This window comes from Bradyrhizobium sp. NBAIM08 (assembly GCF_020193935.1).
GTDB classification, from domain to species: Bacteria; Pseudomonadota; Alphaproteobacteria; order Rhizobiales; family Xanthobacteraceae; genus Bradyrhizobium; species Bradyrhizobium yuanmingense.
This window is the reverse complement of record NZ_JADYVR010000012.1, coordinates 1-26323: the sequence shown is the minus strand read 5'-3', so window position 1 is coordinate 26323 and position 26323 is coordinate 1. Positions and strand designations below refer to the sequence as shown.

23 protein-coding genes are annotated in these 26323 nt (G+C 64.4%); 8 read left to right on the top strand and 15 right to left on the bottom strand.

The window, feature by feature from the left end; translation table 11 throughout:
* Position 1 precedes the first annotated feature (1 nt).
* The 3 genes from I6F37_RS30755 (at position 2) to I6F37_RS30745 (ending at position 4641) form a co-directional block, all read left to right on the top strand.
* Entirely contained in the window at positions 2-1618 is a 1617-nt protein-coding gene (locus I6F37_RS30755; RefSeq protein WP_225153574.1) for an acyl-CoA carboxylase subunit beta, read from the top strand.
* The gene (locus tag I6F37_RS30750; RefSeq protein WP_225153572.1) at positions 1615-3591 is read left to right on the top strand and encodes an acetyl-CoA carboxylase biotin carboxylase subunit; all 1977 of its coding nucleotides are present in this window, start codon (positions 1615-1617) and stop codon (positions 3589-3591) included. The genes I6F37_RS30755 and I6F37_RS30750 overlap by 4 nt, the downstream gene beginning before the upstream one ends.
* 246 nt (positions 3592-3837) lie before the next feature.
* Entirely contained in the window at positions 3838-4641 is an 804-nt protein-coding gene (locus I6F37_RS30745; RefSeq protein WP_225153570.1) for a hypothetical protein, read from the top strand.
* A 105-nt stretch (positions 4642-4746) separates the two neighbouring features.
* Here I6F37_RS30745 and I6F37_RS30740 read toward each other — a convergent pair whose 3' ends face one another.
* Together I6F37_RS30740 and I6F37_RS30735 are read right to left on the bottom strand one after the other, a co-directional pair.
* Positions 4747-5721, bottom strand: coding sequence for an ABC transporter substrate-binding protein (locus I6F37_RS30740; protein WP_036002174.1), 975 nt, complete (start codon positions 5719-5721; stop codon positions 4747-4749).
* 493 nt (positions 5722-6214) lie between these two features.
* The gene (locus I6F37_RS30735) at positions 6215-7186 is read right to left on the bottom strand and encodes an ABC transporter substrate-binding protein (RefSeq protein WP_036023876.1); all 972 of its coding nucleotides are present in this window, start codon (positions 7184-7186) and stop codon (positions 6215-6217) included.
* A gap of 626 nt (positions 7187-7812) precedes the next feature.
* Here I6F37_RS30735 and I6F37_RS30730 point away from each other — a divergent pair.
* Together I6F37_RS30730 and I6F37_RS30725 are read left to right on the top strand one after the other, a co-directional pair.
* Positions 7813-8046: a hypothetical protein gene (locus I6F37_RS30730; protein WP_306469161.1), complete on the top strand. Its 234-nt coding sequence runs from the start codon at positions 7813-7815 to the stop codon at positions 8044-8046.
* A 30-nt stretch (positions 8047-8076) separates the two neighbouring features.
* Complete coding sequence (locus I6F37_RS30725; RefSeq protein WP_225114829.1) at positions 8077-8457, top strand: hypothetical protein; 381 nt, start codon at positions 8077-8079, stop codon at positions 8455-8457.
* 401 nt (positions 8458-8858) lie between these two features.
* Here I6F37_RS30725 and I6F37_RS30720 read toward each other — a convergent pair whose 3' ends face one another.
* Complete coding sequence (locus tag I6F37_RS30720) at positions 8859-9230, bottom strand: SPW repeat protein (protein WP_036002168.1); 372 nt, start codon at positions 9228-9230, stop codon at positions 8859-8861.
* A 537-nt stretch (positions 9231-9767) separates the two neighbouring features.
* Between I6F37_RS30720 and I6F37_RS30715 the strand changes: the two genes are divergently transcribed.
* Positions 9768-10049 (top strand): hypothetical protein, encoded by a 282-nt coding sequence (locus tag I6F37_RS30715; protein ID WP_036002069.1) that lies wholly within the window; start codon positions 9768-9770, stop codon positions 10047-10049.
* A 228-nt stretch (positions 10050-10277) separates the two neighbouring features.
* On the top strand, positions 10278-12119 hold the full coding sequence (ftsH, locus tag I6F37_RS30710) for an ATP-dependent zinc metalloprotease FtsH (RefSeq protein WP_225153568.1): 1842 nt from the start codon (positions 10278-10280) through the stop codon (positions 12117-12119).
* Between the two features lie 6 nt (positions 12120-12125).
* Here the strand turns inward: ftsH and I6F37_RS30705 are convergent, their stop codons facing one another.
* The gene (locus I6F37_RS30705; RefSeq protein ID WP_225153566.1) at positions 12126-12359 is read right to left on the bottom strand and encodes a hypothetical protein; all 234 of its coding nucleotides are present in this window, start codon (positions 12357-12359) and stop codon (positions 12126-12128) included.
* 376 nt (positions 12360-12735) lie between these two features.
* On the opposite strand from I6F37_RS30705, the gene rpoH reads away from it, so the two are divergent.
* On the top strand, positions 12736-13623 hold the full coding sequence (gene rpoH / locus I6F37_RS30700; RefSeq protein ID WP_225153564.1) for an RNA polymerase sigma factor RpoH: 888 nt from the start codon (positions 12736-12738) through the stop codon (positions 13621-13623).
* A 343-nt stretch (positions 13624-13966) separates the two neighbouring features.
* Here rpoH and I6F37_RS30695 read toward each other — a convergent pair whose 3' ends face one another.
* The 11 genes from I6F37_RS30695 to I6F37_RS30645 all read right to left on the bottom strand — a co-directional run bounded on the left by I6F37_RS30695 (position 13967) and on the right by I6F37_RS30645 (position 25923).
* Positions 13967-14299, bottom strand: a complete 333-nt coding sequence (locus tag I6F37_RS30695; protein ID WP_225153563.1) for a hypothetical protein — start codon at positions 14297-14299, stop codon at positions 13967-13969.
* 79 nt (positions 14300-14378) lie between these two features.
* Positions 14379-15998, bottom strand: coding sequence for a chaperonin GroEL (gene groL, locus I6F37_RS30690; protein ID WP_225153561.1), 1620 nt, complete (start codon positions 15996-15998; stop codon positions 14379-14381).
* Positions 15999-16034: 36 nt separating this feature from the next.
* Positions 16035-16349: a co-chaperone GroES gene (gene groES / locus I6F37_RS30685; RefSeq protein WP_225153559.1), complete on the bottom strand. Its 315-nt coding sequence runs from the start codon at positions 16347-16349 to the stop codon at positions 16035-16037.
* Positions 16350-16716: 367 nt separating this feature from the next.
* Positions 16717-17703, bottom strand: coding sequence for an ABC transporter ATP-binding protein (locus tag I6F37_RS30680; protein ID WP_225153557.1), 987 nt, complete (start codon positions 17701-17703; stop codon positions 16717-16719).
* Positions 17700-18707, bottom strand: a complete 1008-nt coding sequence (locus tag I6F37_RS30675) for an ABC transporter ATP-binding protein (protein WP_036045381.1) — start codon at positions 18705-18707, stop codon at positions 17700-17702. Before I6F37_RS30675 ends, I6F37_RS30680 begins: the two co-directional genes overlap by 4 nt.
* Positions 18707-19600, bottom strand: coding sequence for an ABC transporter permease (locus I6F37_RS30670; protein WP_036020171.1), 894 nt, complete (start codon positions 19598-19600; stop codon positions 18707-18709). The genes I6F37_RS30675 and I6F37_RS30670 overlap by 1 nt, the downstream gene beginning before the upstream one ends.
* Positions 19601-19609: 9 nt before the next feature.
* Positions 19610-20557 carry an ABC transporter permease gene (locus I6F37_RS30665; protein ID WP_036002026.1) on the bottom strand — a complete coding sequence of 316 codons (948 nt, stop codon included), beginning with the start codon at positions 20555-20557 and terminating at the stop codon, positions 19610-19612.
* 33 nt (positions 20558-20590) lie between these two features.
* The gene (locus I6F37_RS30660) at positions 20591-22189 is read right to left on the bottom strand and encodes an ABC transporter substrate-binding protein (protein WP_036002044.1); all 1599 of its coding nucleotides are present in this window, start codon (positions 22187-22189) and stop codon (positions 20591-20593) included.
* 411 nt (positions 22190-22600) lie between these two features.
* Positions 22601-24151 (bottom strand): AMP-binding protein, encoded by a 1551-nt coding sequence (locus tag I6F37_RS30655; RefSeq protein ID WP_225131493.1) that lies wholly within the window; start codon positions 24149-24151, stop codon positions 22601-22603.
* Between the two features lie 18 nt (positions 24152-24169).
* The gene (locus I6F37_RS30650) at positions 24170-25324 is read right to left on the bottom strand and encodes an iron-containing alcohol dehydrogenase (RefSeq protein WP_225153556.1); all 1155 of its coding nucleotides are present in this window, start codon (positions 25322-25324) and stop codon (positions 24170-24172) included.
* A 353-nt stretch (positions 25325-25677) separates the two neighbouring features.
* Positions 25678-25923, bottom strand: a complete 246-nt coding sequence (locus I6F37_RS30645) for a PilZ domain-containing protein (RefSeq protein ID WP_036002017.1) — start codon at positions 25921-25923, stop codon at positions 25678-25680.
* Between the last annotated feature and the right edge of the window lie 400 nt (positions 25924-26323).

Below are 26323 nucleotides of genomic sequence, written 5' to 3'. Positions count from 1 at the left end.
CATGTCCATTCTCGAAAACACCATCTCCCCTGGCAGCGCCGCCTACCAAGCCAACCGCGACGGCATGCTCGGCCTGATCGACCGCATGCGCGCGCTCGAGGAGCGCACGCGCGCCGCGTCCGCCGCGGCCAAGGACCGCTTCCACAAGCGCGGCCAGCTGCTGCCGCGCGAGCGCGTCGCGCTGGTGCTCGATCCCGGCGCGCCCTTCATCGAGCTCTCGACGCTGGCGGGCTACATGTTCGACGTGCCGGATGCGAGCAAGAGCGTGCCGGGCGGCGGCGTCATCGCCGGCATCGGCTTCGTCTCGGGCATCCGCTGCATGGTCAGCGCCAGCGATTCCGGCATCGACGCCGGTGCGCTGCAGCCTTACGGCCTCGACAAGACGCTGCGCGTGCAGGAGCTCGCGCTGGAGAACAAGCTGCCTTACGTGCAGCTGGTCGAAAGCGCCGGCGCCAATCTGCTGCGCTACCGCGTCGAGGATTTCGTTCGCGGCGGCAACATCTTTCGCAACCTGGCGCGGCTCTCCGCTGCCGGTCTGCCGGTCGTCACCGTCACGCACGGCTCCTCCACCGCGGGCGGCGCCTATCAGACCGGCCTCTCCGACTACATCGTCATGGTCCGCGGCCGCACCCGCGCCTTTCTCGCCGGACCCCCGCTGCTGAAAGCCGCGACCGGCGAGATCGCGACGGAGGAAGAGCTCGGCGGCGCCGAGATGCATACGCAAATCTCCGGCCTCGGCGATTACCTCGCCGAGGACGATCGCGACGCTTTGCGCATCGCGCGGGAGATCATGGCGGCGCTGCAATGGGAGCGGCCGGGCAGAGCGTCGGCGCAGTTCAAGCCGCCGCGCTACGATCAGGACGAGCTGCTCGGCATCATGCCGATGGACCACAAGCGCCCGGTCGACATGAAACAGGTGATCGCGCGCATCGTCGACGATTCCGACTTCACCGAGATGGCGCCGAGTTACGGCCCGGCCACCGTCTGCGGCCATGCCCGCATCGAGGGCCAGGCCATCGGGATCATCACCAACAACGGCCCGCTCGATCCCGCCGGCGCCAACAAGGCGACGCATTTCATCCAGGCCTGCTGCCAGACCCGCACGCCGATCCTCTATCTCAACAACACCACCGGCTACATGGTCGGGAAAGCCTATGAGGAAGCCGGCATGATCAAGCACGGCTCCAAGATGATCCAGGCGGTGACCTCGGCAACGGTGCCGCAGATCACCATCTATTGCGGCGCCTCGTTCGGCGCCGGCAATTACGGCATGTGCGGCCGCGGCTTCCATCCGCGCTTCTGCTTCTCGTGGCCCAACGCCAAGACCGCCGTGATGGGCGGCGAGCAGGCGGCCGAGACCATGGCGATCGTGACCGAGGCCGCAGCGGTGCGCCGCGGCAAGCCGATCGAGAAGGACAAGCTCGACGCGATGAAGGCGCAAATCATCGGCGTGTTCGACGGCCAGATGGACGTATTCTCGACCAGCGCCCGCGTGCTCGACGACGGCGTGATCGATCCGCGCGACACCCGCGCGGTGCTGTCGGAGGTGCTCGCCATCTGCCGCGAGGGCGATGCGCGCACGCCCCAGCGCATGCAGTTTTCGGTGGCCCGCCCATGAGGAACGGATCAGTGCAGCACCGGCCGTTCTCTAGGGTTCTGGTTGCCAATCGCGGCGAGATCGCACTGCGCGTGATGCGCAGCGCGCGAAAACTCGGCCTCGGTGTCGTCGCGGTCTATTCCGATGCGGATCGCGATGCGCTTCATGTGAAGCAGGCGGACCAGGCCGTGCGCATCGGCGACGCCTTGCCGGCGCAATCCTACCTCAACATTCCCGCGATCATCGAAGCGGCCAAGGCCAGCGGCGCGGATGCCGTTCACCCCGGCTATGGCTTTCTCGCCGAGAACGAGGCGTTTGCGCGCGCCTGCAAGGATGCCGGCCTCGTCTTCATCGGCCCGTCGCCGCAGGCGATCGAGGCGATGGGCAACAAGGCAGGCGCCAAGGAGATCATGAAGAAGGCCGGCGTGCCCATCGTGCCCGGCTACCAGGGCGCTGAGCAAGGCGACGAGGTCATGCTCGCCGAAGCCGGGAAGATCGGCTTCCCCGTGATGATCAAGGCGGTCGCCGGCGGCGGCGGCCGCGGCATGCGGCTCGTCACTGACGCTGCGTCCTTCCCCGAAGCCCTGCGCAGCGCGCGGTCGGAAGCGAAAGCCGCGTTCGGCGATGCGGCCGTCATCCTCGAGCGGGCGATCCAGAACCCGCGCCACATCGAGATCCAGGTGTTCGGCGACAGGCACGGCAATGCCATCCATCTCGGCGAGCGCGATTGCTCGGTGCAGCGGCGGCACCAGAAGCTGATCGAGGAGGCGCCGTCGCCGGCGGTCACGCCGGAGCTGCGCGCGAAAATGGGCGAGGTCGCGGTGTCAGCGGTGAAGGCGCTGCGCTATGAGGGCGCCGGCACGCTGGAATTCCTGCTCGATCAGAGCGGCGCGTTCTACTTCATGGAGATGAACACGCGGCTGCAGGTCGAGCATCCCGTCACCGAGGCGATCACCGGGCTCGATCTCGTCGAGCTGCAGCTGCGCGTCGCGCGCGGCGATCCCTTGCCGGTGAAGCAGCAGGACATCAGGTTCTCCGGCCACGCCATCGAGGTGCGGCTCTGCTCGGAAGATGCCGCGCAGGATTTCATGCCGCAGTCCGGCCGCATGGCGCGCTGGCAGGTGCCTGAGGGCATCCGCGTCGAGCACGCGTTGCAACCGGGCTCGGAGATTCCGCCGTTCTACGATTCCATGATCGCCAAGCTGATCAGCCATGGCGCCAATCGCGAGGAGGCGAGGGGACGGCTGATCGTTGGCCTCGAGCAGCTTACGGCCTTTGGCGTGACGACCAATCAGGCGTTCCTGTTATCGTGCCTGCGTCATCCCGGCTTTGCCAAGGGTGAGGCGACGACGGCTTTCATCGGCGCCCATCGCAACGAGCTGCTTGCGCCGCGTGCGGACGCGGCATTCAAGATCGCGCTGGCAGGCCTGCTGCTCTACGTCACCAATCCGCGCGCGCCATCGCGGCAGGGCGGACGGAGCCTCGCCGCCACCTTTCCGCTGCCGGCGAAAATCGACATCGGCGGCGATGCGCACGAGCTCGACATCATGCGCGAGCGCGACGGCAGCTACACCGTCGCCGTCGAAGGCCGCCAGCATAAGTTCGAGATCGACCAGCTCGATCTCGACGCCATCCGCTTCCGCCACGCCGGCGTGATGGACAGCGCGAAATTCCTGCGGGATGGCGATCGGCTCTATCTGCAGCATCGTGGCATCCCGCTCGCGGTGAATGATCTCACGCTAGCCGCACCGCAGGCCGCCGCGAGCAATGGCGGCGACGGCAAGGTCCGCGCTGCCATGAACGGCCGCGTCGTCGCCGTGCTGGTCAAGCCCGGCGACCGCGTCACCGCCGGCCAGCCGGTGCTGACGCTGGAAGCGATGAAGATGGAGCACGTCCACAAGGCCGGCATCGACGGCGTGGTCAGCGCGATCGACGTCGCCGAAGGCGAGCAGGTCACGACGGGCCGCATCGTCGCGGAGATCGGGGCGGGTTAGCGCCACAAACGCGGTCTCGTAGGGTGGGCAAAGGCGCGCAGCGCCGTGCCCACGAATGTCGATCATAAGCGGAATGGTGGGCACGGTTCGCTTTGCCCACCCCACGGCTGTGGCGGCCGCTCACATTCCAAAAACAAAGCAATTTCAATATCTTGATTGGTGCAGAAATCTCGCGACATCTCCCATTGAACATAGTTCATTTTCGAGCTACCAATATTGAACAATGTTCAATATCGGGAGATGTTCATGCTGCGCGCGCGCGACCAAGCTCAACCGGCCAATGCACTGGTCCCGCCAGTCGTTCGCCGACTCTCGTACGCCCCCCTTCAAACCGGCGAGAAATATCTTATCGGTGCGCTCCTCGTCCTGACGCTCACCGCGCTTCTGGCGCCCACGATGCCCGCCGCCGCCTGGCACATCCCGCATTTCGTCGATAGCCGCACCTTCCTCGGCGTGCCCAATGCCGGCGACGTGCTGAGCAATCTCGCCTTCCTCGCGATGGGCGTCTGGGGCTCGGAGCGGCTGCGTGCCCGCCACGATGCGCCGGTGGGTGCGAACTGGTTCTTCGTCGGCCTGATCCTCACGTGCCTCGGCTCGGGCTTCTATCATCTCGACCCCGACGTGCCGCAACGGCTCATCGCCGATCGTCTCGGCATGGCGGTCGCGTTCGCGGGCTTTCTGGGCATCGCGGCCAGCGAGCGCATCAGCACGCGCGCAGGCGAGGCGGTGCTGGTGCTGACGATGGTCGCGGGCCTGTTGGCGGCCTGGGTGGCACGCGAGAATCTCACGCCCTGGGTGGTCGTGCAGTTCGGCGGCATGGCGCTGGCCGTGGGCCTCGCGTTCACACGCCCGCGACCCGGCGCGCTTGGCGTGCCGCTCGGCGGCGTGATCGTCTTCTATGTGCTAGCCAAGCTGTTCGAACTCGGCGACGTGACCGTGTTCGAAGCGACCGGCCACATGGTCTCGGGCCATACGCTCAAACATCTCGCCGCCGCGCTCGCGGCCTGGCCGGTGATCCGGGCACTCGGATCTAGGCCGTGTACGCATTAAGCGGCTGGCCGTCGACTGATGTCCGCTTAAGCCCCAACACCAGCGGAGAAGCAGCAATCTTCCAATGTAGCTGAAGGGCCACATGCGGACTCATGCAGCGCAGCATCATTCAATCACCTCGTCAGCCGTCGCGAGTAGCGCGGTTGGAATATTCAGACCGAGAGCGCGAGCAGTCTTAAGATTGATCACCAATCGGAAGCGTTCCGGCTGCTGGATCGGGAGTTCGGCCGCTTTCGCGCCCCGCAGCAGTTTTGCAACATAACCGGCGGAGCGGCGATTGAGGTCAATGATGTCAGGGCCATACGCGAGAAGGCCACCTTCGACCGCTTCTTCACGCCAGTGATACACCGCCGGAATGCGGTTTTGCGCGGCGAGCTCGATGATCTTGCGCCGGTTGGCGAACCCGATGGGGTCCACAAGCACGAGCAGGCCCTGAATATCCTTCGAAGCTATGGTCTGGAAAGCAGGGCCTATGTCCTCCACCGAGCGTTTGATCACCGGAAGTATCTCGACCTGCCGGTCCGCGGCGGTTTTCTGGAAGTCGGCCATCAGCCGTGCATGATATTGGTTGTCGGGGTCGAGGAGCACCGCGAACCGCGACGCCCGTGGCAGTAACTCCAACAGAAGCCCGAAATTCTTGCCGCTGCTTGCGACCCCGGTCAGTCCCGTCACGTTTCCACCCGGCCGCGCAAGACTTGCCGCAAGGCCGACACCGACCGCGTCTGCGGTGGCAGTCACGATGGGGATCGTGCCGGTGACTGCCCTGGCGGCAATTGCCTCGGGCGTGCTGGACGCCACAATCACCTCGACTTCGAGAGCCACCAGCTCGGCGGCAAATCTCGCCAGTTGTTCCCGGTCATTCTTCCAGAACCGGCGCTCGATGATGATGTTCGCGCCCTCCACATATCCCATCTCGCGGAGTCCGCGATCGAAGGCTTCGATTCGTTGGTGCGGAACTGACGCCAGGAAACCGATGCGAGGCATCTTCTTCATGAGCTGATGGGCGGGCTGCGCAATCAAGCTGCGCGGCCAAACGGCACCGATGGCCCCGATCAGTGCAATGAACTCCCGCCGCTGCATGTACCCTCCAAGGACCACGCCAGGGGATGACTACATTAGCATTTTGCCATGGGACCGTGTGATCGACGGAGGTATGCGGGACTGAGATGGGCCGTTTGGGTTGAATGAGTCGAAAATAACGTCACAGCGAGAACCTCGCTGAATTAGGTCAGAGCGAGTGATGAAGTTCTCGCCTTCAACCCAACTATGCTCTCGGAGCTTTCGCAGAAAAGCATCGAGCGTGCGTTGTACCAACTCCCGGCTCGGAGCACTTAGATAAACAATTCGATGGACACGTTCCTTTTGCCGGGCGCGCGCGGCAACTGGCCAAATTGCGGCCAGTCCGCCGAGGGTCGACATGAAATCGCGTCGCCTCATGACTAGCCTCCAAACAGCGGAGCATTATGGGGCGCAATCAGGACCGAGGATAGGGAAATGAGTCCGCAATGGGTCGAATGCAGACGGTCGCGGTCGCGCGGCAAGGTCGCTACGGGCCGACATCGGGCGTAGAGCCTTATTCGATCACCTCGTCCGCACGGGCGAGCAGTGATGGCGGGATTTCGATGCCTAAGGAGCGCGCGGTTGCTGAGTTGAGAACCAAACTGAACTCCGTGGGCTGCTGAATGGGCAAATCCTCCGGCCGAGCACCTCCCAAGATTCGTGCGGCGTAGATGCCGGCTTTTTCAAAGTTTGCGACAAGGCTCGGGCCGTAGCTCATCAGGCCACCGGCCGCCGGAAACTCGCGGAATTCATAGGACGCCGGAAGCGAATGACGATCGGCCAATGCGACAAGTTGCGCACGCAGGTTGAAAAATATCGCATCGTTGCTGACGAGGACCGCCCCGACTTGGGCGCTAACAAGCTGCCTGAAAGCTGGCTCTAATTCATCCTGGTTGCGCGCCTTGGCTACTTTCAAGGTCCGCCCGGTCGAACGGGCAACTTCGTCAATTTCCTGAAGCAAGTCTTGATTGTCAGGGTTCACCAAAAATCCGACGGTAGCCTTTTGCTGGAGCAGTTCCTGGATCAGTTCGAGGCGCTTTAGGACAAGCCTCGCTGTCATCATAGATATGCCCGTGGCGTTGCCCCCGGGGTGAGCGAAGCTCTTTGCCAGTCCGAGCTTCACGGGGTCTGACGCGATTACGAATACGATCGGAATGGTTGAAGTCACTTTCCTTGCGGCGAGCGCAACCACATTGCCCCCTCCGATGATCAGCGCTGGATTGAAATGCAAGAGCTCCTGAGCGAGCTCCGGAAGCCTACTGTGGTTTCCTCGTGCCCACCTACGTTCTATCGTAACGTTTTTGCCAACTACGAAACCCCTCTCCGCGAGACCTCTTTCGAATGCTGCGTCATAGGGACTCGCAATGTCAGGGGAACCCACGGACAACACACCGATAACAGCTACCGCTGAACGTTGCGCGCTCGCTGTCAGCGGCCACAGAGGTGCCGCGCCGACAAGAAGCGTGATGAACTCCCGCCGTCTCATGTGCGCTCCTAAGCTCTCTGGTGACGGCATCGTAGCCGTTCAGGCGAGCTCATTGAAAGTGGCCAAGGTCAAAAGTGTTGCATCCGCGAACCGCCGCAGACTTCTGTCTCCCCAGCTCCACGAAGCGAGAAGCATTTGTTCCCGCTCCTAGAATTGCAATATGGCAAGCCAATTTGCGACAGCATTACTGCTACACATTCGCTGGGATTGCTGACCATGCCATTGTTTAAGGAGATCAGAGACCCTGACGATGCTCACGTTCCGGCGTCAGGCACGTGCAACCGCAAGAATGAGTTTCGACCCGGGCGGTTGAGGGGTTGGAGTGCAGGCTCAGACTTCTGCTATGGGTCAAAAGCGGTGCTCGGAGGGCGAGGTCCCAATGGTCGGCTGAGGGCCACAAGCGGACATCAACGGGACGATGCAAGAGCACATGGCGGATTTTCGGTTGCCATGATCCGGCCCCGCGCTGGGGAGCACGGAGCGTACAGAACGCTGGCTTGAGGTTGAGGCAATTGGTCCAATCTTCTGATCCATCTTGAAACAAGATCAAGCCTCTCTAAGTCTCACGCCGGAGGGCTCCTCCGACCTCTTTTGGAAAGGATTGCTTGTAACCGTCGAGGACGACGATGATGACACTGGAAGAAAAGCTCGCCCGCTTGCGCACCCACCGCAATAGCATTCACCGCTACCACCGGCTGCTCAAGACCCGCCTTTCCGATCTGGAGCGCGAGTACATCGAAAGCCGTCTCTCCGAGGAACGGGCGGCGCTGGTAAGCCTCGCGCGCACGCCGTTCCCCATTCCTTTTAAAATGCCGCCGCCAGAGCAGCAGCCGCAGACCTTCAAGCCTGAGGTGACCTGAGCTTGCCGTGGGCATCAGGAGGTCGCTCCCGTGCGACAGCGGCCCATCAACGGCGTCGAGCCGGAAAGAACCGAGGATGACATTACGCGTGAGCTGCTCGGCCCCAGGGGCGTTCCGGGCGGTCCCGATCCCGCCCGCATGGTCCCGCAGGTCGAGAAGAACACGCCAAAGCACATAAGGTGGAGAACCCCGAGCTCCCGCGATGAACCGAGCGCCAGAAACCGGAACCTTGTTGATCTGGTCAAGGGCAGAGAGGCGGAACGGGTAGTGACAAATCAACGTTGCTCCGAATTGCGGGGCGCCTTTGATTGCGGTGCAATGATGCAGGACGCTCAGAAGTACATCAACATTGCCGCTCTAATCGCGCTCGCTGGTTGGCTTGGTCTCTGTTTCAAGATGGGCTGGTACTGATGGGGCGGCTTACGCCCGGAGTAGACCACATCGGCCCCAGCCTGGAGGTTTTTCCGGATCGAAAAACGAGCTGGGACCGAGAGGTCTGCCGTTGGATGGCAAACGCAGCTTGGTCCCAAAAATCATGCCCCGTGGCATTCAAATTTGGGAATCCGACGCAAACGGAATGCCCGATGAACCTAGCCCCGGAGCAAGGCCTTTCCATCGGCACTTTCGGAATTTGGCGCCGGGAGTAAGCCGTCCAGCAAGGCTAGCTCGAGCTGCGGCACTTACGGCTGACCCAAGGCCGACTGCGCTGAGTAGCTGCCGGCCCCAGGTCCGCACCGAATTTCGTCCGCGTCGGCTGGACAGGTTTTTCCGATGACGGCGAAGCTATGCCACGAGCCAAACGATCCAGCTTCTCAGCTACCGGTGGTCAGCCGCGGCGGGTTGCGGGACATAATCCAGAGCTCGATCGCTGCCAAGATTGCGACCGCCGCGCCGATGATCACATGCACGGTCATCGCGGTGGTTCCCTGGAAGCCCAATACCCAGGGCGATACCAGTGCCCACAAGCCGACGACGAGGTTCAGCCACTCCTCCCACACCGCGAACGCCGCCAGCGCCGCGACCGCAAGGATCGCGATGGCGATACCGGTGATAACGGCGTTCTGAGAGACCGTCCCCGCATCGAAACCGAATATCCAGGGCGAAACGAACAGTATCGCGCCGAGGATCAGGTTCGCAACGTCACAAAACTTTGCGTTCGTCCAATTCCCTTCCCAATTCTGCATGGCACCCTCCATTGGAGGTTTCGATGCCAAATCAACCGCGTAATCGCCGAGCCGGTTTCCATCGCGGCCCGCGGCATAATGGCAACGGAGAGGCGGACCCGCCGCGCCGGTGCTGTCCTAGGCTGTGTGCTCATTAAGCAGCTGACCGCCTGCGGTCCCAACCTTAACAGCGGCGGGAAAGCGGACGGCTTCGGAGGTCGCTGAAGGGTCAAAATGCGAAGAACTCAGGTTGAGCAAATCTGGACCGCTCTGCCGCGATAAGCAGACCTCTGTGAGACGCAGCGCAACTTCGCAGATGGACCAAAGGCTGAATTTACGGACTTAGTCACTATTGGCACGCGCCAGCAGGGACGTTCGAAGCCCTTCTTCGATTGACACGATCTGACTGTTCTCTCCACTTGGCCAATTGTCGGTTAGAGGCTTGAAGTCGTCGCCGCCCATCCTAAGTTCAGACGCTGCCGGCTGTGTCCGGCAAAACGAAACTCATGCAAAGGATCGAGAAGCCCGCTTGCGCGGGCATAAGTCGAGGGAAGTCACATGAGAAAGCTTGCTCTTGCAATCGCCGCGGCAGCAACGCTCCTCATCGGAACCGTTGCGCCGGCCTCGGCCCATTGGCGGGGCCATCATCATCATTGGGGCGGTCCAGGCATCGGTCCGGCCATCGCGCTCGGCCTGTTCACCGGAGCGCTGGCCGCCGCGGCCGCACCTCCGGTCTATTATGCGCCGGTCTATGGTCCGCCGCGATACTATTATGGCCCCCGCTATTACCGGACCGTCCGGTATTATCCGGCGGCATATCCTTACTGGTATCCCTGGTGAACTGATGCAAAGGCCCGGCCCGCAACCGGGCCTTATCGCTGTCCGGCATCTCGATCGCCTGCGTCCGGCGCTGCCGAGCCCGCGTTTGAGATGACTGGAACCGATGGCAGCAGGAGAAGTTCTGTCGCTAAGATGCAGGTCCGGAGGCGCACCGGGCCCGAGCGAGCGCGCCAAAATGCGCCTCGACGTTAGCCCGGCCCGCGTAACACGATCGGATCTGGCCTCCCCATGAACAAGAATGCCCGTTTCAATATCGGATACGCCATCGCCGCAATTTTCGCGGTCTTCCTGATTCAGTATCTGATCTCGGCGGCGAACCAGATCGCGGTGATCCCCTACAGCGAATATCAGCAATTGCTGCGCCAGGGGAAAGTCGAGACGGTCGGCATCTCCGACCGCACCTTGCAGGGCACGCTGAAGGAGCCGCTGTCCGGCGGCCAGAAGCAATTCGTCACCACGCGCGTCGACCAGGACGTCGCCCAGGAGCTCGAGAAGCACAACGTCCGTTTCACCGGGCAGATCGAGAGCACGTTTCTGCGCGACCTGTTGTCCTGGGTGATGCCGGTTCTGCTGTTCTTCGGCGTCTGGTGGTACATCGGCCGCCGCATGGCCGAGGGCGGCGGGATCGGCGGCGGGCTGATGGCGATCGGCAAGAGCAAGGCCAAGGTCTACGTCGAATCCAACACCGGCGTCACGTTTGCCGACGTCGCCGGCGTGGACGAGGCCAAGGACGAGCTGCGCGAGGTTGTCGATTTCCTGAAGAACCCGACCGATTATGGCCGGCTCGGCGGCCGCATGCCGAAAGGCGTGCTGCTGGTCGGACCGCCGGGCACAGGCAAGACCTTGCTCGCCAAGGCGGTGGCCGGCGAGGCCAAGGTGCCGTTCTTCTCGATCTCCGGCTCGGAGTTCGTCGAGATGTTCGTCGGTGTCGGCGCCGCGCGGGTGCGGGACCTGTTCCAGCAGGCGCACGACAAGGCGCCGGCCATCATCTTCATCGACGAGCTCGATGCGCTTGGCCGCGCCCGCGGCATCGGCCCATTCGCCGGCGGCCATGACGAGAAGGAGCAGACGCTCAACCAGCTGCTCGTCGAGCTCGACGGCTTCGATTCGCGCTCCGGGCTCGTCATCCTCGCCGCCACCAACCGGCCCGAGATCCTCGACCCTGCCCTGCTCCGCGCCGGCCGCTTTGACCGCCAGGTGCTGGTCGACCGTCCAGACAAGCGGGGCCGGATCGAGATCCTCAAGGTGCACATGAAGAAGGTGCGCCTGGCCGAGAATGTCGATGCAGACGCCGTTGCCGCGCTGACACCAGGCTTCACGGGCGCGGATCTCGCCAATCTCGTCAACGAGGCCGCGCTGCTGGCGACGCGCCGCGCCGCCGAGGCGGTGACCATGAGCGATTTCAACAATGCGGTCGAGCGCATGATCGCAGGCCTGGAAAAGCGCAACCGCCTGCTCAACCCCAGGGAACGCGAGATCGTCGCCTATCACGAGATGGGGCACGCCCTCGTCGCGCTCTCACTGCCGGGGACCGATCCCGTGCACAAGGTCTCGATCATCCCGCGCGGCGTCGGCGCGCTCGGCTACACCATCCAGCGGCCGATCGAGGACCGTTTCCTGATGACCAAGGAGGAGCTGGAGAACAAGATGGCGGTGCTGCTCGGCGGCCGCGCCGCGGAGCTTATCGTGTTCGGGCACTTGTCGACCGGTGCGGCGGACGACCTGCGCCGCGTCACCGATATCGCCCGCAGCATGGTGACGCGCTACGGCATGTCGGAGCGTCTCGGCAGCGTCGCCTATGAGCGCGATCCCGGCAACTTCCTGGCCGGCCCTGACCGCCCCTATCCGACGCGCGAGCGCGACTATGCCGAGGAGACCGCGGCCGCGGTCGACCACGAGGTGAAAACCATCGTCGACCAGGTGTTCCAGCGCACCCAGGGCATCCTGACCACGCGGCGGCCGATCCTGGACCGCGCCGCAAGGAAGCTGCTCGAGAAGGAGACGCTGGAGCAGAGCGACATCGATGCGCTGATCCGGGAAATGCCCAAGGAAGGGCTGCGGGCGATCTAGGGCCACTCACGCGGCGCGCTTGCGCCTGATCTCGGCGGGAAGCTCGATCATCCACGTGTCCGGCGGCGAACCGTTCGAGATGAGCGGCGCGGGCGCGCCCTCGCGCTTCGGCGCCTCGATCCCGATGCCGGGATCGGTGCTTCTGGCGTGCCATTCGATCAGGAGATGGCCGGCCACCAACATCAAGCCGGCGCAGAACAGCGCAAGAGCTGCGCTCACGAGATCACGATAGTCATCCATCCCACGAACCAAGCATGCGTGCAGCCTCATCGGCGCCTGCGTGGACCAGATTGGAATGAAGGCTCCGCGTTTCAAGAGCCTGTCTGCAGCGGCAAAGGCATACGGCAATCGCAATTTCCGTCACGACCGTTCACGCTGGAACATTCCGGCCATTTCCAAATTCTAGTGGCGCCCACCGGCCTGAGGCGTCTGGGTGCCATGATCGGGCTCAGCGGATCAGGTTCGCGGTGGTCCAACCATCTTGCTCTAACGAGGATTTGGCCATGAAACCTGACTGCGCTCGGACCGCGCCGCTCTCGGCGCTTCACTCAGATTATCGCTTGGATCGGCAAAGCGCCCCTGATCGGGGCGAACGGTGCTCGTGAGGGAGGGCGCGATGTTGGTTGCCTCACTTCCTGCCCTTCACGGGGAAAGCGGGCTATCCCGCTATCTCAAGGAGATCCATCGTTTTCCGCTGCTCGAGGCATCGGAGGAAGCCGACTATGCGAGGCGATTGCGCGATAGCGGCGATCGTGACGCCGCCTATCGGCTGGTGACGAGCCATTTGCGGCTCGCGGCGAAGATCGCGCTGCAATATCGCCGCTATGGCCTCGCCATCGCCGACCTCATCTCGGAGGCCAATGTCGGGCTGATGCTGGCCGTCAAGCGGTTCGATCCCGAGAAAGGCTTCCGGCTCGCGACCTATGCCTCCTGGTGGATCAAGGCCTCGGTTCAGGAATACATCCTGCGATCATGGTCGCTCGTCAAGCTGGGCACCACTGCTGCGCAGAAGAAGCTGTTCTTCAACCTGCGCAAGCTGAAGAACAGACTTGGCGTTGCGGAGGATGGCGAGCTCCGGACGGATCAGCTGACATCTATCGCGAGGCATCTCGACGTCAGGGAAGCCGACGTCGCCGAGATGAACGGCCGGCTGCGCGGCGACATCTCACTCAACGCGCCGATCAGCGTCGAGACGGAAGGCGACCAATGGCAGGACCGGCTGGTGGATCCCTCTCCCGATCCGGAGAGTCTGCTGCTGGACGCGGCCGACCGTGAACGCACCAAGGCTGCCCTCGCCGATGCACTCGCTGCGCTGACACCGCGGGAGCGCAGCATCGTCGAGGCGCGATATCTCGGCGAGCCGCAGCAGACGCTGGATGCGCTCGCCGGCAAGTTCGGCATCTCGCGCGAGCGCGTCCGACAGATCGAGCAGCGCGCGTTGCAGCGGATCAAGGCGAAGATGTTCGCGCGCCTCGATGAGGCGCGCCTTGCGACGTCGCGTTAGGCGAGCGAAGAAGAATGCTGATCGGCCAAGGCCGATCAGCATCCTCTGCAGATATCGGGGACAAGACGTTCGGGCGAAAACTCCCGGCTCCTGCGCTCGGTCTGGCCGGACTTCTCAGGATTGCTCCGAGACGCTCCGACGGAACTGGTCGCAAGCTGCCGGGCGGGCTCGGCCGAGCTCCGCATCTCGGCGCGAGGCGTGTCGGCCTCCTTGGCCTGAAGCCCATTGGCCATGCCCAACACAGCGACGGCGAGGACAATGCCTCTCATCTGATGATCCTCCTTTCGCGTGAGCGATGAGTGGCTGAACGATGAGGAGCGGCCTCGCCGGCCGCTCCCCCGTATCAGCTGGTGGCAGGCTCCGGCCTGTCCCGATCAGGCGGCGTGAGGTCGAGCCGGATCCCGGATGGCCCGAGGACCGGCAGCAATGTGTCCACCTTCATGGTCGGGCTGCCCCGGTCCCAGCTCGACCACGGCATCGTGTCCAGGTACGGGATCGGCGGCAAGGCGAGCCGCTCGAAACTGTCCGCCGTCTTGGCGGCAGGGCCGGGGCTTTCGGCGCCAAAGGCCGCAAAGGGCACCAGCGAGAGGCCAGCCCCAACGGCCAAGGCGGCGAGCCGCCGCAACGTTTTCCGAGTGGTTTCCCCGCGAGCGGAGAAAGCACGATCCTTGATCATTTCATCCTCCTTTCGTTCGAGAACACAGTCACAGATCCATGGCAAACGAGCCCGGCCGTTCGGCCGGGCTCGCCCGTCCTTAGAAGTCCATCGCGGGAGCGCTCGGCGCTTCCGTCTTCTTCGGCTTCTCGGCCACCAGCGCTTCGGTCGTGATGAGCAGCGAGGCCACCGAGGCCGCATCCTGCAAGGCGGTGCGGACGACCTTGGCAGGATCGATCACGCCCGCCTGCACCAGATCCTGGTACTCGCCAGTCGCGGCATTGAAGCCCCAGGTGTAGGTCTGGTTCTCGAGCAGCTTGCCGACGACGACGGAGCCGTCCTCACCCGCATTCTGCACGATCTGCCGCGCCGGGACCTGGATGGCGCGGCGCACGATGTCCACGCCCGCCTTCTGGTCGGCATTGGCGGTCTTGACCCCGTCGAGCGCCTTGAGCGCGCGCAGCAGTGCCACGCCGCCGCCCGGCAGGATGCCTTCCTCGACCGCGGCCCGGGTCGCATGCAGAGCGTCGTCGACGCGATCCTTGCGCTCCTTGACCTCGACCTCGGTCGCGCCGCCGACCCGGATCACCGCGACGCCGCCGGCGAGCTTGGCGAGGCGCTCCTGCAGCTTCTCGCGGTCGTAGTCCGAGGTGGTTTCCTCGATCTGCGCCCTGATCTGCTGGCTGCGCGCCTCGATGTCCTTCTTGGCGCCGGCGCCGTCGACGATCGTCGTGTTCTCCTTCTCGATCACCACTTTCTTGGCACGGCCCAGCATCTTCACGGTGACGTTCTCGAGCTTGATGCCGAGATCTTCGGAGATCACGGTGCCGCCGGTGAGGATCGCGATATCCTCCAGCATCGCCTTGCGGCGGTCGCCGAAGCCCGGCGCCTTGACGGCGGCAACCTTCAGGCCGCCGCGCAGGCGGTTGACGACCAGCGTCGCCAGCGCCTCACCCTCGACCTCCTCCGCGATGATCAGGAGCGGCTTGCCGGATTGCACGACCTGCTCCAGCAGCGGCAACACGGCCTGCAGGCCCGACAGCTTCTTCTCGTGGATCAGCACATAGGGATCCTCGAGCTCGGCCTTCATCTTCTCGGCGTTGGTGACGAAATAGGGCGAGATGTAGCCGCGGTCGAACTGCATGCCCTCGACCACTTCGAGCTCGGTGTGCAGGCTCTTGGCCTCCTCGACCGTGATCACGCCCTCATTGCCGACCTTCTGCATCGCATCCGCCAGGAAGCGGCCGATCTCGGTGTCGCCGTTGGCGGAGATGGTGCCGACCTGGACGATCTCGTCGTTGGAGGTGATCTTCTTGGCGTGCGACTTGAGGTCGGCGACGATCGCATCCACGGCAAGGTCGACGCCGCGCTTGAGGTCCATCGGATTCATGCCGGCCGCGACGGCCTTGGCGCCCTCCTTGACGATGGCCTGCGCCAGCACCGTCGCCGTGGTGGTGCCGTCTCCGGCGAGATCACTGGTCTTCGAGGCGACCTCGCGCACCATTTGGGCGCCCATATTCTCGAACTTGTCCTCCAGCTCGATCTCCTTGGCGACGGTGACGCCGTCCTTGGTGATGCGGGGAGCGCCAAACGATTTCTCGAGGACGACGTTGCGCCCCTTTGGACCGAGCGTGACCTTCACCGCATTCGCCAGTGTGTCGACGCCCTGCAGCATGCGCTCGCGGGCCTCGGTCGCGAACTTCACGTCCTTGGCAGCCATGTTGTTAAACTCCTTTCCGTTCGATGACTGTCAGCGTTACGCCGCCTTCTTCAGCGTGCCGGCCTGCTCGGTCACGCCGAGAAGATCGCTTTCCTTCATGATCAACAGCTCCTCGCCGTCGATTTTGACCTCGGTGCCCGACCACTTGCCGAACAGCACCCGGTCGCCGACCTTGACGTCGAGCGGCACGAGCTGGCCCTGCTCGTATCGCCCGCCCGGCCCCACGGCGATGACCTCGCCCTGCTGCGGCTTCTCCTTGGCGTTGTCGGGAATGATGATGCCGCCGGCGGTCTTCTCCTCCGCATCGATGCGGCGCACGAGCACACGGTCGTGCAACGGGCGGAAATGCATGCACATCCTCCTTTGGGTAGGTTCAGCGATGTCCAAAATCCGGGTCCGGAACCGGCCCCCGGGCGGCAAACGACCTAGGAATACGCGGATTTCTAGTCAAGAGGACCTGCAAAAATTTTTGCGCTACTTCAAGGTTCTTGTCCGGATCCTTTGGATGTGCCGCCGTCCCTGTCACGCCTGCTTGGCGGGCGAGGTGCATCGGCTTGGGCCCGCAAATCTCGAGAGCCGCCCTTACTGGTCATTTCCATGTGAGGATGATCCCATATAGCCCCTTGAGGTCCGCTTTGGGTCAAAAGCGGTAACGCTCTGCCGAGCAGAAGATTTCCGCTCCTCCCTCAGGAGCTGACATTTCTTCTATGAGTCCGCCTTAGCGGCCTCGCCCCGTCCCGTCATTGAGCAGGCACGCCACCTGATGCCCGTCACCGGCATCCACCAGCGCCGGCCGTTCCGTCTTGCACCGCTCCATTGCAAACCGGCAGCGGGTGTGAAATGCGCAGCCTGACGGCGGATTGACCGGGCTCGGCACGTCGCCGTCGACCAGAGGCGCGAGCTTCTTCGCCAGCGGATTGGCGATCGGCACCGAGGCAAGCAGGGCCTGGGTGTAGGGATGCCTGGGATTGCGGAACAGCTCGTCCTTGTCGGCGATCTCGACGATGCGGCCGAGATACATCACGGCGACGCGGTGGCTGATATGGGCGACCACGGCAAGGTCGTGCGCGATGAAGAGATAGGAGAAGCCATGCTGCCGCTGCAGGTCGATCAAAAGGTTGATCACCTGCGCCTGGATCGAGACGTCGAGCGCGGAGACCGGCTCGTCGCAGACGATCAGGCGTGGCCCCAGCGCCAGCGCGCGGGCAATGCAGATGCGCTGGCGCTGACCGCCGGAGAATTGATGCGGGAAATTGCGCATCTGGTCCGGCCGCAATCCCACCTGCTCGAACAGCCTTGCGACCCGCGCGTCCAGCTCCTTGCCGGTGGCGAGCCCGTGCACGGCGATCGGCTCGCCGACGATGTCGCCGGCGGTCATGCGCGGATTGAGCGAGGCGAACGGATCCTGGAACACGATCTGCATCGAGCGGCGGTGCGGCCGCATCGCGGTTTTCGACAGATGCGTGATGTCCTCGCCGTCGAGGCGGATCTGGCCCGAGGTCGGCTCGACCAGCCGCAGCACGCTGCGCGCCACCGTGGACTTGCCGCAGCCGGATTCGCCGACGAGGCCGAGCGTCTCGCCGGTGCCGAGCGCGAACGAGACGCCATCGACCGCGTGCACGGTGCCGACCTGCCGGCGCAACACGCCGGCGCGCACAGGGTAGTGCTTCTTGAGGTCGGTGACTTCGAGCAGCGCCTCGGTCATGCCACCTCCGCGACTTCTTCCGCGCGCCAGCATGCGGCGAGATGTCCGCCGCCCCAATCGGCCAGCGGCGGATACTCGGCCTCGCAACGCTTGATGGCGAGCTTGCACCGCGGCGCGAAGGCGCAGCCTTGCGGCAGCCGCACCAGCGATGGCACCGTGCCGGGGATTTCGTTGAGCCGCGCCTGCGCAGCGGCGCCGGAAGCCGGCACGGCCGGGATCGAGGCCATCAGCCCGCGCGTATAGGGATGCTTCGGCGCGGCGAACAGCGCCTCGACGCTGGCTTCCTCGACCTTCCGCCCCGCATACATCACGATCACGCGTTGCGCGGTCTGCGCGACCACGCCGAGATCGTGCGTGATCAGCACGAGCCCGGTGCCGAGCTCCTTCTGCAGGTCGAGGATCAGCGCCAGGATCTGCGCCTGGATGGTGACGTCGAGCGCGGTGGTCGGCTCATCCGCGATCAGGAGCGCCGGCCGGCAGGCCAGCGCCATCGCGATCATCGCGCGCTGGCGCATGCCGCCGGAGAGCTGGTGCGGATATTCGCGCGCCCGCCGCGCCGGCTCGGGGATGCGCACCAGCCGCAGCATCTCGACCGCGATGCCTTGCGCCTCTTTCGCCGAGATATGCCGATGCAGCCGCACCGCCTCGACGATCTGGTCGCCGATCCGCATCACCGGATTGAGCGAGGTCATCGGCTCCTGGAAGATCATGGAGATGCGATTGCCCCTGACCGCGCGCATCTGCGCCTCATCCAGCGCCAGCAGGTCGGTGCCTTCCAGCGCGACGGAGCCGCCGACGATGCGGCCGGGCGGATCGGGCACGAGGCGCATCAGCGACAGCGCGGTCACGCTCTTGCCGCAGCCGGACTCGCCGACGATCGCCAGCGTCTCGCCGCGCCTCACGCTGAAGGACAGGTCGTCGACCGCCTTGAACAGGCCGGAATTGGTGAAGAACACCGTCTTCAGGTTCTTCACGTCGAGCACGAGATCGGTCTTGTCCGCCATCAGCCGCGCTGCCTCGGATCCAGGATGTCACGCAGGGCGTCGCCGAAGAGGTTGGCGCCGAACACGGCGAGGCTGATCGCGACGCCCGGGAAGATCACGAGCCAGGGCGCGGTGCGGACATATTCGGCGGCGGATTCGGACAGCATGCGTCCCCACGACGGATAGGGTTCGGGAATGCCGAGGCCGAGGAAAGACAGCGAGGCTTCGGTCAGGATGGTCGAGCCGAGCTGCGCCGTCGCCAGCACGATCAGCGGCGCCAGCGTGTTCGGCAGCACATGGCGCAGCGCAATCCGCATCTCGCTCATGCCGATCGACTTGGCGGCCTCCACGAACGGCTGCTCGCGCAGCGCCAGCGTGTTGGCACGGATGACGCGCGCCACCGTCGGGATCAGCGGAATGGCGATGGCGATGATCACGTTCGGCAGCGAGGGCCCGAGCGCGGCCGTCATCACCAGCGCCAGCACCAGCAGCGGCAGCGCCTGCAGCACGTCGGAGACGCGCTGGAACACCAGATCGAACCAGCCGGAGAGATAGCCGGAGGTGAGGCCGACGATCACGCCGATGGTGCCGCCGAGCACGGTCGAGCCGATGCCGACCGCGAGCGAGATCCGTGCGCCGTGGATGATGCGGCTGAACACGTCGCGGCCGAAGGAATCGGTGCCCATCCAGTGCGCCCAGCTCGGCCGCGCCAGCGCGCGGGCGGAATCGACGGTCAGCGGATCATAGCGCGCGATGACATCGGCGAAGATCGCCGTCAGCACGAACAATGTCATGATGACGAGCCCGGCCGCGCCCAGCACGTGCCGCTGCGCCATGAACAGCACGCGCCGCCAGCCCCCGGTCGCATGCGCCCCGGCCCGCCTCAGCTCAACGTCGAAATCGATCGCGGCCAAGCTGATCTCCTAATCCGTGTACCTGATCCGCGGGTCGAACACCGCGTAGAGCATGTCGACGGTGAAATTGGCGAACACCACCACGACCGCGATGAACATCACGAGGTTCTGCACGATCGGATAGTCGCGCCAGCGGATCGCCTCCACCAGGAAGCGCGCGACGCCGGGGATGTTGAACACGGTCTCAGTGACGATCAGGCCGCCGATCAGGAACGCCGCCTCGATGCCGATCACGGTGATCACGGGCAGGATCGCGTTCTTCAGCGCGTGGTGATAGTTCACCGCCGCTTCGGATGCCCCCTTGGCGCGGGCGGTGCGGATGTAGTCCTGCCGCAGCACCTCCAGCATCGAGGAGCGCGTGATGCGCATGGTCAGCGCCGCGCTGCGGAAGCCGACGGCGGCGGCCGGCACGGCGTAGGTCGCGAACGCCTCGAGCCATGTCTTCGGATTGGGATTGAAGATCGGCATCTGCCCGAACATCGCCACCGAGGCGGTGAGGATCAGAAGGCCGAGCCAGAACGAGGGCAGCGACAGGCCGCTGAGGCTGACGACGCGAAGCGCGTAGTCGAGCTTCGTGCCCTGCTTCACCGCGCTGATGACGCCGAGCGGAATGCCGATCGATGCCGAGAACAGCAGCGCGAGGCCGGCGAGCTTTGCCGTGATCGGAATTCGCGGCAGGATCTCCTGCAGCGCCGGCTTCTCCGAGACATAGGAGAAGCCGAAATCGCCGCGCATGAAACCGCTGATCCAGTGCCAATATTGCACGATCAGGGGACGGTCGATGCCGAGCTCCTTCTCCAGATTGGCCTTGTCGGCGGGATCGACATAGCCGGCGGCGGCGAACAGGATGTCGACGATGTTGCCCGGTACGATGCGCAGCAGGAAGAAGATGACGATCGAGATCCCGAACAGGGTCACGAACATCAGGAACAGGCGCCGCACCAGATAGGCAAACATGCACCGCCCTCCGCGCCAGCCGTTAGCGTCGCGTCACTTGTCGAGCCACACGTCCTCGTAGCGGAAGCCGTTGTAGGAGCTGTTCGACATGATCGTGACGCCCTTGACGTGGGGGTGCCAGCAGGTGCCGGCGCGGGCATGGAAGATGATCGGGCGGGCGACGTCCTCCTGCAGCTTCTTGTCGATGTCCCAGACCAGCGGCCTGCGCTTTCCGATGTCGGTCTCCTGCGACTGCACGTCGAACAGCTTCTCGATCTCCTTGTTGCAATAATTGGTGTAATTCCGCTCCGAGCCGCAGGCATAGTTCTCGTAGAACGACTGGTCGGGATCGTCGACGGCATTGCCGGTCAGGTTGAGGCCGAGCATGTAATCCTTGCGCGCGACCTTCGGGAACCAGTTCGCGGTTTCGACGACGTCGAGCTCGCCGTCGATATAGATGGTCTTGAGCTGGTCGATCAGGATCACGGCGGGGTCGCGATATTCCGCGATGTTGCGCGTCGAGACTTTCACGGCGAGGCGCTTGTCCGGACCGTAGCCCGCCTTCTGCATCAGCTTCCTGGCTTCCTCGCGGTTGGCGTTGATGTCGCGGCCATAGCCCGGAATGGTCTCCAGCCGGTCCTTCGGCATGCCCCAGAGGCCCTGCGGCGGCGGCAGCATGGTGCCGCCGATGTCGCCCTGGCCTTCGAACAGGATGTCGACGAACGCCTTGCGGTCGAGCGCGAGCGCCATCGCGCGGCGGATGTCGATGTTGTCGAACGGCGCGGAGGTGGAATTGACGATGATGTTGGTCGAGACGTTGGTCGGCTCGACGACGCAGGTGGCGTTCGGCGCCTGCGACTTGATGTCCTTCAAAAGCGGGATCGTGATGTGCGTCGGAAAGGTCATGTCGAACTTGCCGGCGACGAAGGCCAGGATCGCGGTCGAGCGGTTGGTGATGATGGTGTATTCGATGCCGTCGAGATAGGGCAGACCCTTCTTCCAATAGTTGGGATTGCGCGTCAGCTTGATCGATTCGTTGGCCTTGAACTCGACGAACTTGAACGGTCCGGTCCCGATCGGATGGGTGCGCATGTCCGCCGGCGAGACATGACAGGGATAGACCGGCGTGTAGCCGGAGGCGAGCATCGCCAGCAGCGAGGGCTGCGGCCGCTTCAGGTCGAAGGTGACCTCGAATTCGCCGTTGGTCGTGACCTCGTTGACCTCGCTGTACCAGGCCTTGCGCGGATTCTGCCGCAGCTTCTGCTGCGACTTGCCCATCAACAGATCGAAGCTGCATTTGACGTCGGCCGAGGTGAACGGCTTGCCGTCGTGCCATTTCACGCCCTGGCGCAGCTTGAACGTCAGCTTCTTGTTGTCGCTGCTCCAGGACCAGCTTTCGGCGAGGTCCGGCCGCAGCGTATCGGGGCTGTTCTGCGCGATGTGCTGATCGTAGATGAGGAGATTGTTGAACACCCCCATGAAGGGGATGTTGATCGAATAGGTCGCGCCTTCGAGGATCGAGGCGTTGGCCGGACTGTCGCGGTGATACATCCGCAAAATGCCGCCCTGCTTGGGCTCGCCGGCGAGCGTGGCAGTTGAGGCCGTCAGCACAGATAACGCCGCCATTGCGGCGAGCGCCCACACGCTCCGCATGCTCATCCTCCCTGGACCTCGGCCTTTTGCGGCCTGTTATCCCGACGATAGCGAGGCGCGTGCAGCGAGGCAACCCGCAAGGCCAGCTGCAATCTCGACAATTCGGATGACGGAATATCTCGGGGGCTTCTCTCATCATGCGAGAGTGCAGGTGCGAAGACGCGATTCCTGTGAGAGTTTGCGCGAGGTCGCCTCAACAACCTCCGCTGTCATCCCGGACAAGCGCGCCCTCAGCGCGCGCCGATCCGGGATCCATAGCCACAGGGAGGAGTTTGGCGAAGACTCGGAGTTGCCAGCCCATGCCGCAACTCCTTCCTGGGGTTATGGGTCCCGGGCTCGCGACTTCGTCGCGCCCCGGGAAGACAGTTGCGTGTATGGCGCTTGCTTGCGCACCTTACGTAGCGGAAACCCTCACACGATCCGCGAGACCTTGTTCCCCCAGTACCGGTCCCGCAGCAGCCGCTTGTACAGCTTGCCGGTCGGCAGCCGCGGCAATTCCTTTTCGAAATCGACCGAGCGCGGCACCTTCTGCCGCGACAGCGACTTTGCGCAGAACGCGATCAGCTCCTCGGCGAGCGCCGGCCCCGGCTCCACGCCGGGCATCGGCTGCACCACCGCCTTCACCTCCTCGCCGAGATCGGCATTGGGTACGCCGAACACCGCGGCGTCCGCCACCTTGGGGTGGGTGATCAGGAGGTTCTCGCATTCCTGCGGATAGATGTTCACCCCGCCGGAGATGATCATGAAGGTGGCGCGGTCGGTCAGGTATAGGAAGCGGTCGGCATCGACATAGCCGACGTCGCCGACCGTGCTCATGCTCCCATCGGCAGAGCGCGCCTCCTTGGTTTTCTCGGGATCGTTGAAATATTCGAACGGCGTTGCCGTCTTGAACCAGACCTGGCCGGGCGTGCCGGTCGGGCATTCCCGCATGTTCTCGTCGAGAATGTGCAGGTCCCCGAGCAGCACCTTGCCGACGGTGCCGCGATGCGCCAGCCATTCCTCGCTGTTGCAGGCGGTGAAGCCGAGGCCTTCGGTGGCGCCGTAATATTCGTGGATGATCGGTCCCCACCATTTGATCATCTCGTCCTTGACCTGCGGCGGACAGGGCGCGGCGGCGTGGATGGCGATCTCCAGCGAGGACAGATCGTAGCGGGCGCGCACCTCCTCCGGCAACTTCAGCATGCGCGAGAACATCGTCGGCACCAATTGCGTGTGGGTGATGCCCCATTGCTCGACCAGCTGCAGGTAACGCTCGGGATCGAAGCTTTCCATGATGATCACGGTGCCGCCCATGCGGATCGTGAGGTTCACGGCCGCCTGCGGCGCCGAATGATAGAGCGGCGCCGGCGACAGGTAGACCATGCCCTCGCGGTAGTGCCAGAGCCTCAACAGGAAATCGAACAGCGGCAGATTGTGCTTCGGCTTCTCCTCCGGCAGCGGGCGCAGGATGCCCTTAGGTCGTCCCGTCGTGCCGGAGGAATAGAGCATGGCGGTGCCGAGCCACTCGTCGGGAATCGGCGTTGCCGGCAGGCCGGCGGTCACCTCCGATAGGCCAACGATGCGCTCGCTCTCGGTAGGGCCGTCGGCGACGATGCAGAGCTTGATGTCGGGACAAGCCTCGATCGCCTCGCGCGCGATGGCGAGCTTGGCCATCGACGTGATCAAAATCTTCGACTGGCTGTTGACGAGCAGATAGGCGAGCTCGCCCGGCGTCAGGAACGAGTTGATGCAGGTGTAGTAGAGCCCGGAGCGCTCGCCCGCGCCGCAGGCTTCGAGATAACGCGCATTGTTCTCCATGAAGATCGAATAATGGTCGAGCCGCCTCAAGCCGTGCTGGCGGAACAAGTGCGCCAGCCGGTTGCTGCGCGCCTCCAAGTCGCGATAGGTGACGGCCTCGCCGGTCGCCGCCATGATGAAGGCGGGCTGCAGCGGACGCAGGCGGGCGTGGTGACCTGTGTACATCGATCCTCCGGATGTCGATCAGGCGGCAAGCAGCAGGATCTCGCGCACATCGGCGGGGCCCTCGATCTTGCGCGGGTTGCGCGGAATCCAGTTCGTGCGCATCGCGGCTTCAGCGATCGCGTCGAAATGCTCCGGCGAGATGCGCACGTCGGCGAGGCTGCGCGGCATGCCGAGCGAGCGGATGAAGGCATCGAGCACGTCGGCTGCGTCACGGCCGGGATAGCCCATGGCGGCCGCGACGATCATCTGCCGCTCGGCATTGTCGCGCGCGTTCCAGCGCATCACCGCCGGCAGCATGACGCAGGAGGTGTAGCCGTGCGGCACGTCGAAGGCCCCGCCCAGCACGTAGCCGATGCCGTGGCTCGCGCCCATGGGCACGCCGGCGGCGAGCGCACCCATCGACAGCCAGGTGCCGATCTGCGCATCCATCCGCGCATCGAGATCCAAAGGGTCGGCCTTCACCCGCGGCAGCGCGTCGGCGAGCATGGCGAGGCCCTTCACCGCCTGCGCATCGGCGTAAGGATGCGTCTCGCGCGAGCAGATCGCCTCGACGCAATGGTCGATGGCGCGGATGCCGGTCGACAGGAACAGCCATTCCGGCGTGTGCACGGTGATCGCAGGATCGAGGATGGTCGCGCGCGGCACCGCGAGCGGATGCCGCAGCATCTGCTTCACGTGGCTCGCGCGGTCGGTGACACCGGCGATCGATGAGAACTCGCCGCCGGCGATCGTGGTCGGCACGCTGACCTGCCGCACGTGAGGGGCGTTCATCTCGGGCGCAACGCCCTTGTGCACGCGGATGCGGTCGATGCCCGCGATATCGTCGATGCCGTTGGCAAGGCAGAGCTGCACCGCCTTGGCGCCGTCGGTGATGGAACCGCCGCCGATTGTGACGATCAGATCGGCCTCCGCCGCGCGCGCCGCTTGTGTCGCCGCGATCACCGCCTCGCGCGGCGTATGGGCCGGCATGGCATCGAACAGGCCGGCGCAGCGGGAGCCGAGCGCCTCCCTGATTTTCGTGATCTCATCGGTCTGCCGGTTCAGCGTCCCCGACACCATCAGGAAGGCGCGGCTTGTTCCGAGCCGGTCCATCTGCGCGACGATGGCTTCGGCCGCAGGATGGCCGAACACGACCTCCTCGATCGCGCCGAACACGACACGTCCCTGGTGCACGCCTGTCCTCCCCGGACAATTCGTTGGTGTTGTTGTGGCCGCAATCTAGCCGACCCCGCCACGTCAGTCATGCGCGAAGACGCTGGCCGTTTCGCAGCGCGAGGGGCGGGGCTGTTGAAGATGAGATGTGGCGGCGGCCGGCGCGCACGCCTCGTCCTTCGAGACGGCGCTACGCGCCTCCTCAGGATGAGGCTCATCGGCGCCGGTGCCCGTCGAGAACTGCCGCCGCGCACTCCACCCTCATCCTGAGGAGCCCGCTTAAAGCGGGCGTCTCGAAGGATGGCTGCAGGGGAAAATCTCTCCAAGGCGAGTCCTTGCCAAAAAGGCAGGGCCAGCAACCGGCCGCTATTCCCTCAAAACACCACGCCCACGCGCGTGCCGCGCTTCCAGGCTATGCGGCAGCGCTTCTTGGTGTTGACGTGCAGCAGCTCGAAGCGATCGGGAATCGTCACCTGCCCGCCGAGATCGACGCAGGCGCCGCCGGGCGAATAGTCGATCAGCGTGCACGGGATCACCGGCGCGCGCGGGTCGGTGATGATCTTGGCCTGGCGTGACACCAGGCCCGCGGGCTTCACACGGACAAACTTGCGCGGATGCATTGGCACGTCTCCTCCAACTCCGCAGGTCGCGGCGGCTGATCTGTCCCAATCATGGAAAAGAGTTGATGCGATCCCCCTAAGCCGCGCCCGAGAATTTTAACGAAAAGTGTCAGCGAAAGGCAAAAGCAGCGGTAGCGGAGTGCGCTTCCCCTCTCCCCTTGTGGGAGAGGGTGGCTTCGATGCGAAGCATCGAAGCCGGGTGAGGGGTTCTATCCTCGCGAACGGTCCCACGCGCGGCAACAACGCCTCATCCGGCGCCGTAGCCGACGCTACGCGTCGGCGTATGCTTAAGACGGCGGCCGTAGGCCGCCTATGCCACCTTCTCCCACAAGGGGAGAAGGGAAGTCACCCCGTCACCCCCTCCACCTCCGCCCCCACATCCGCCCCCGGCGGCACCGGC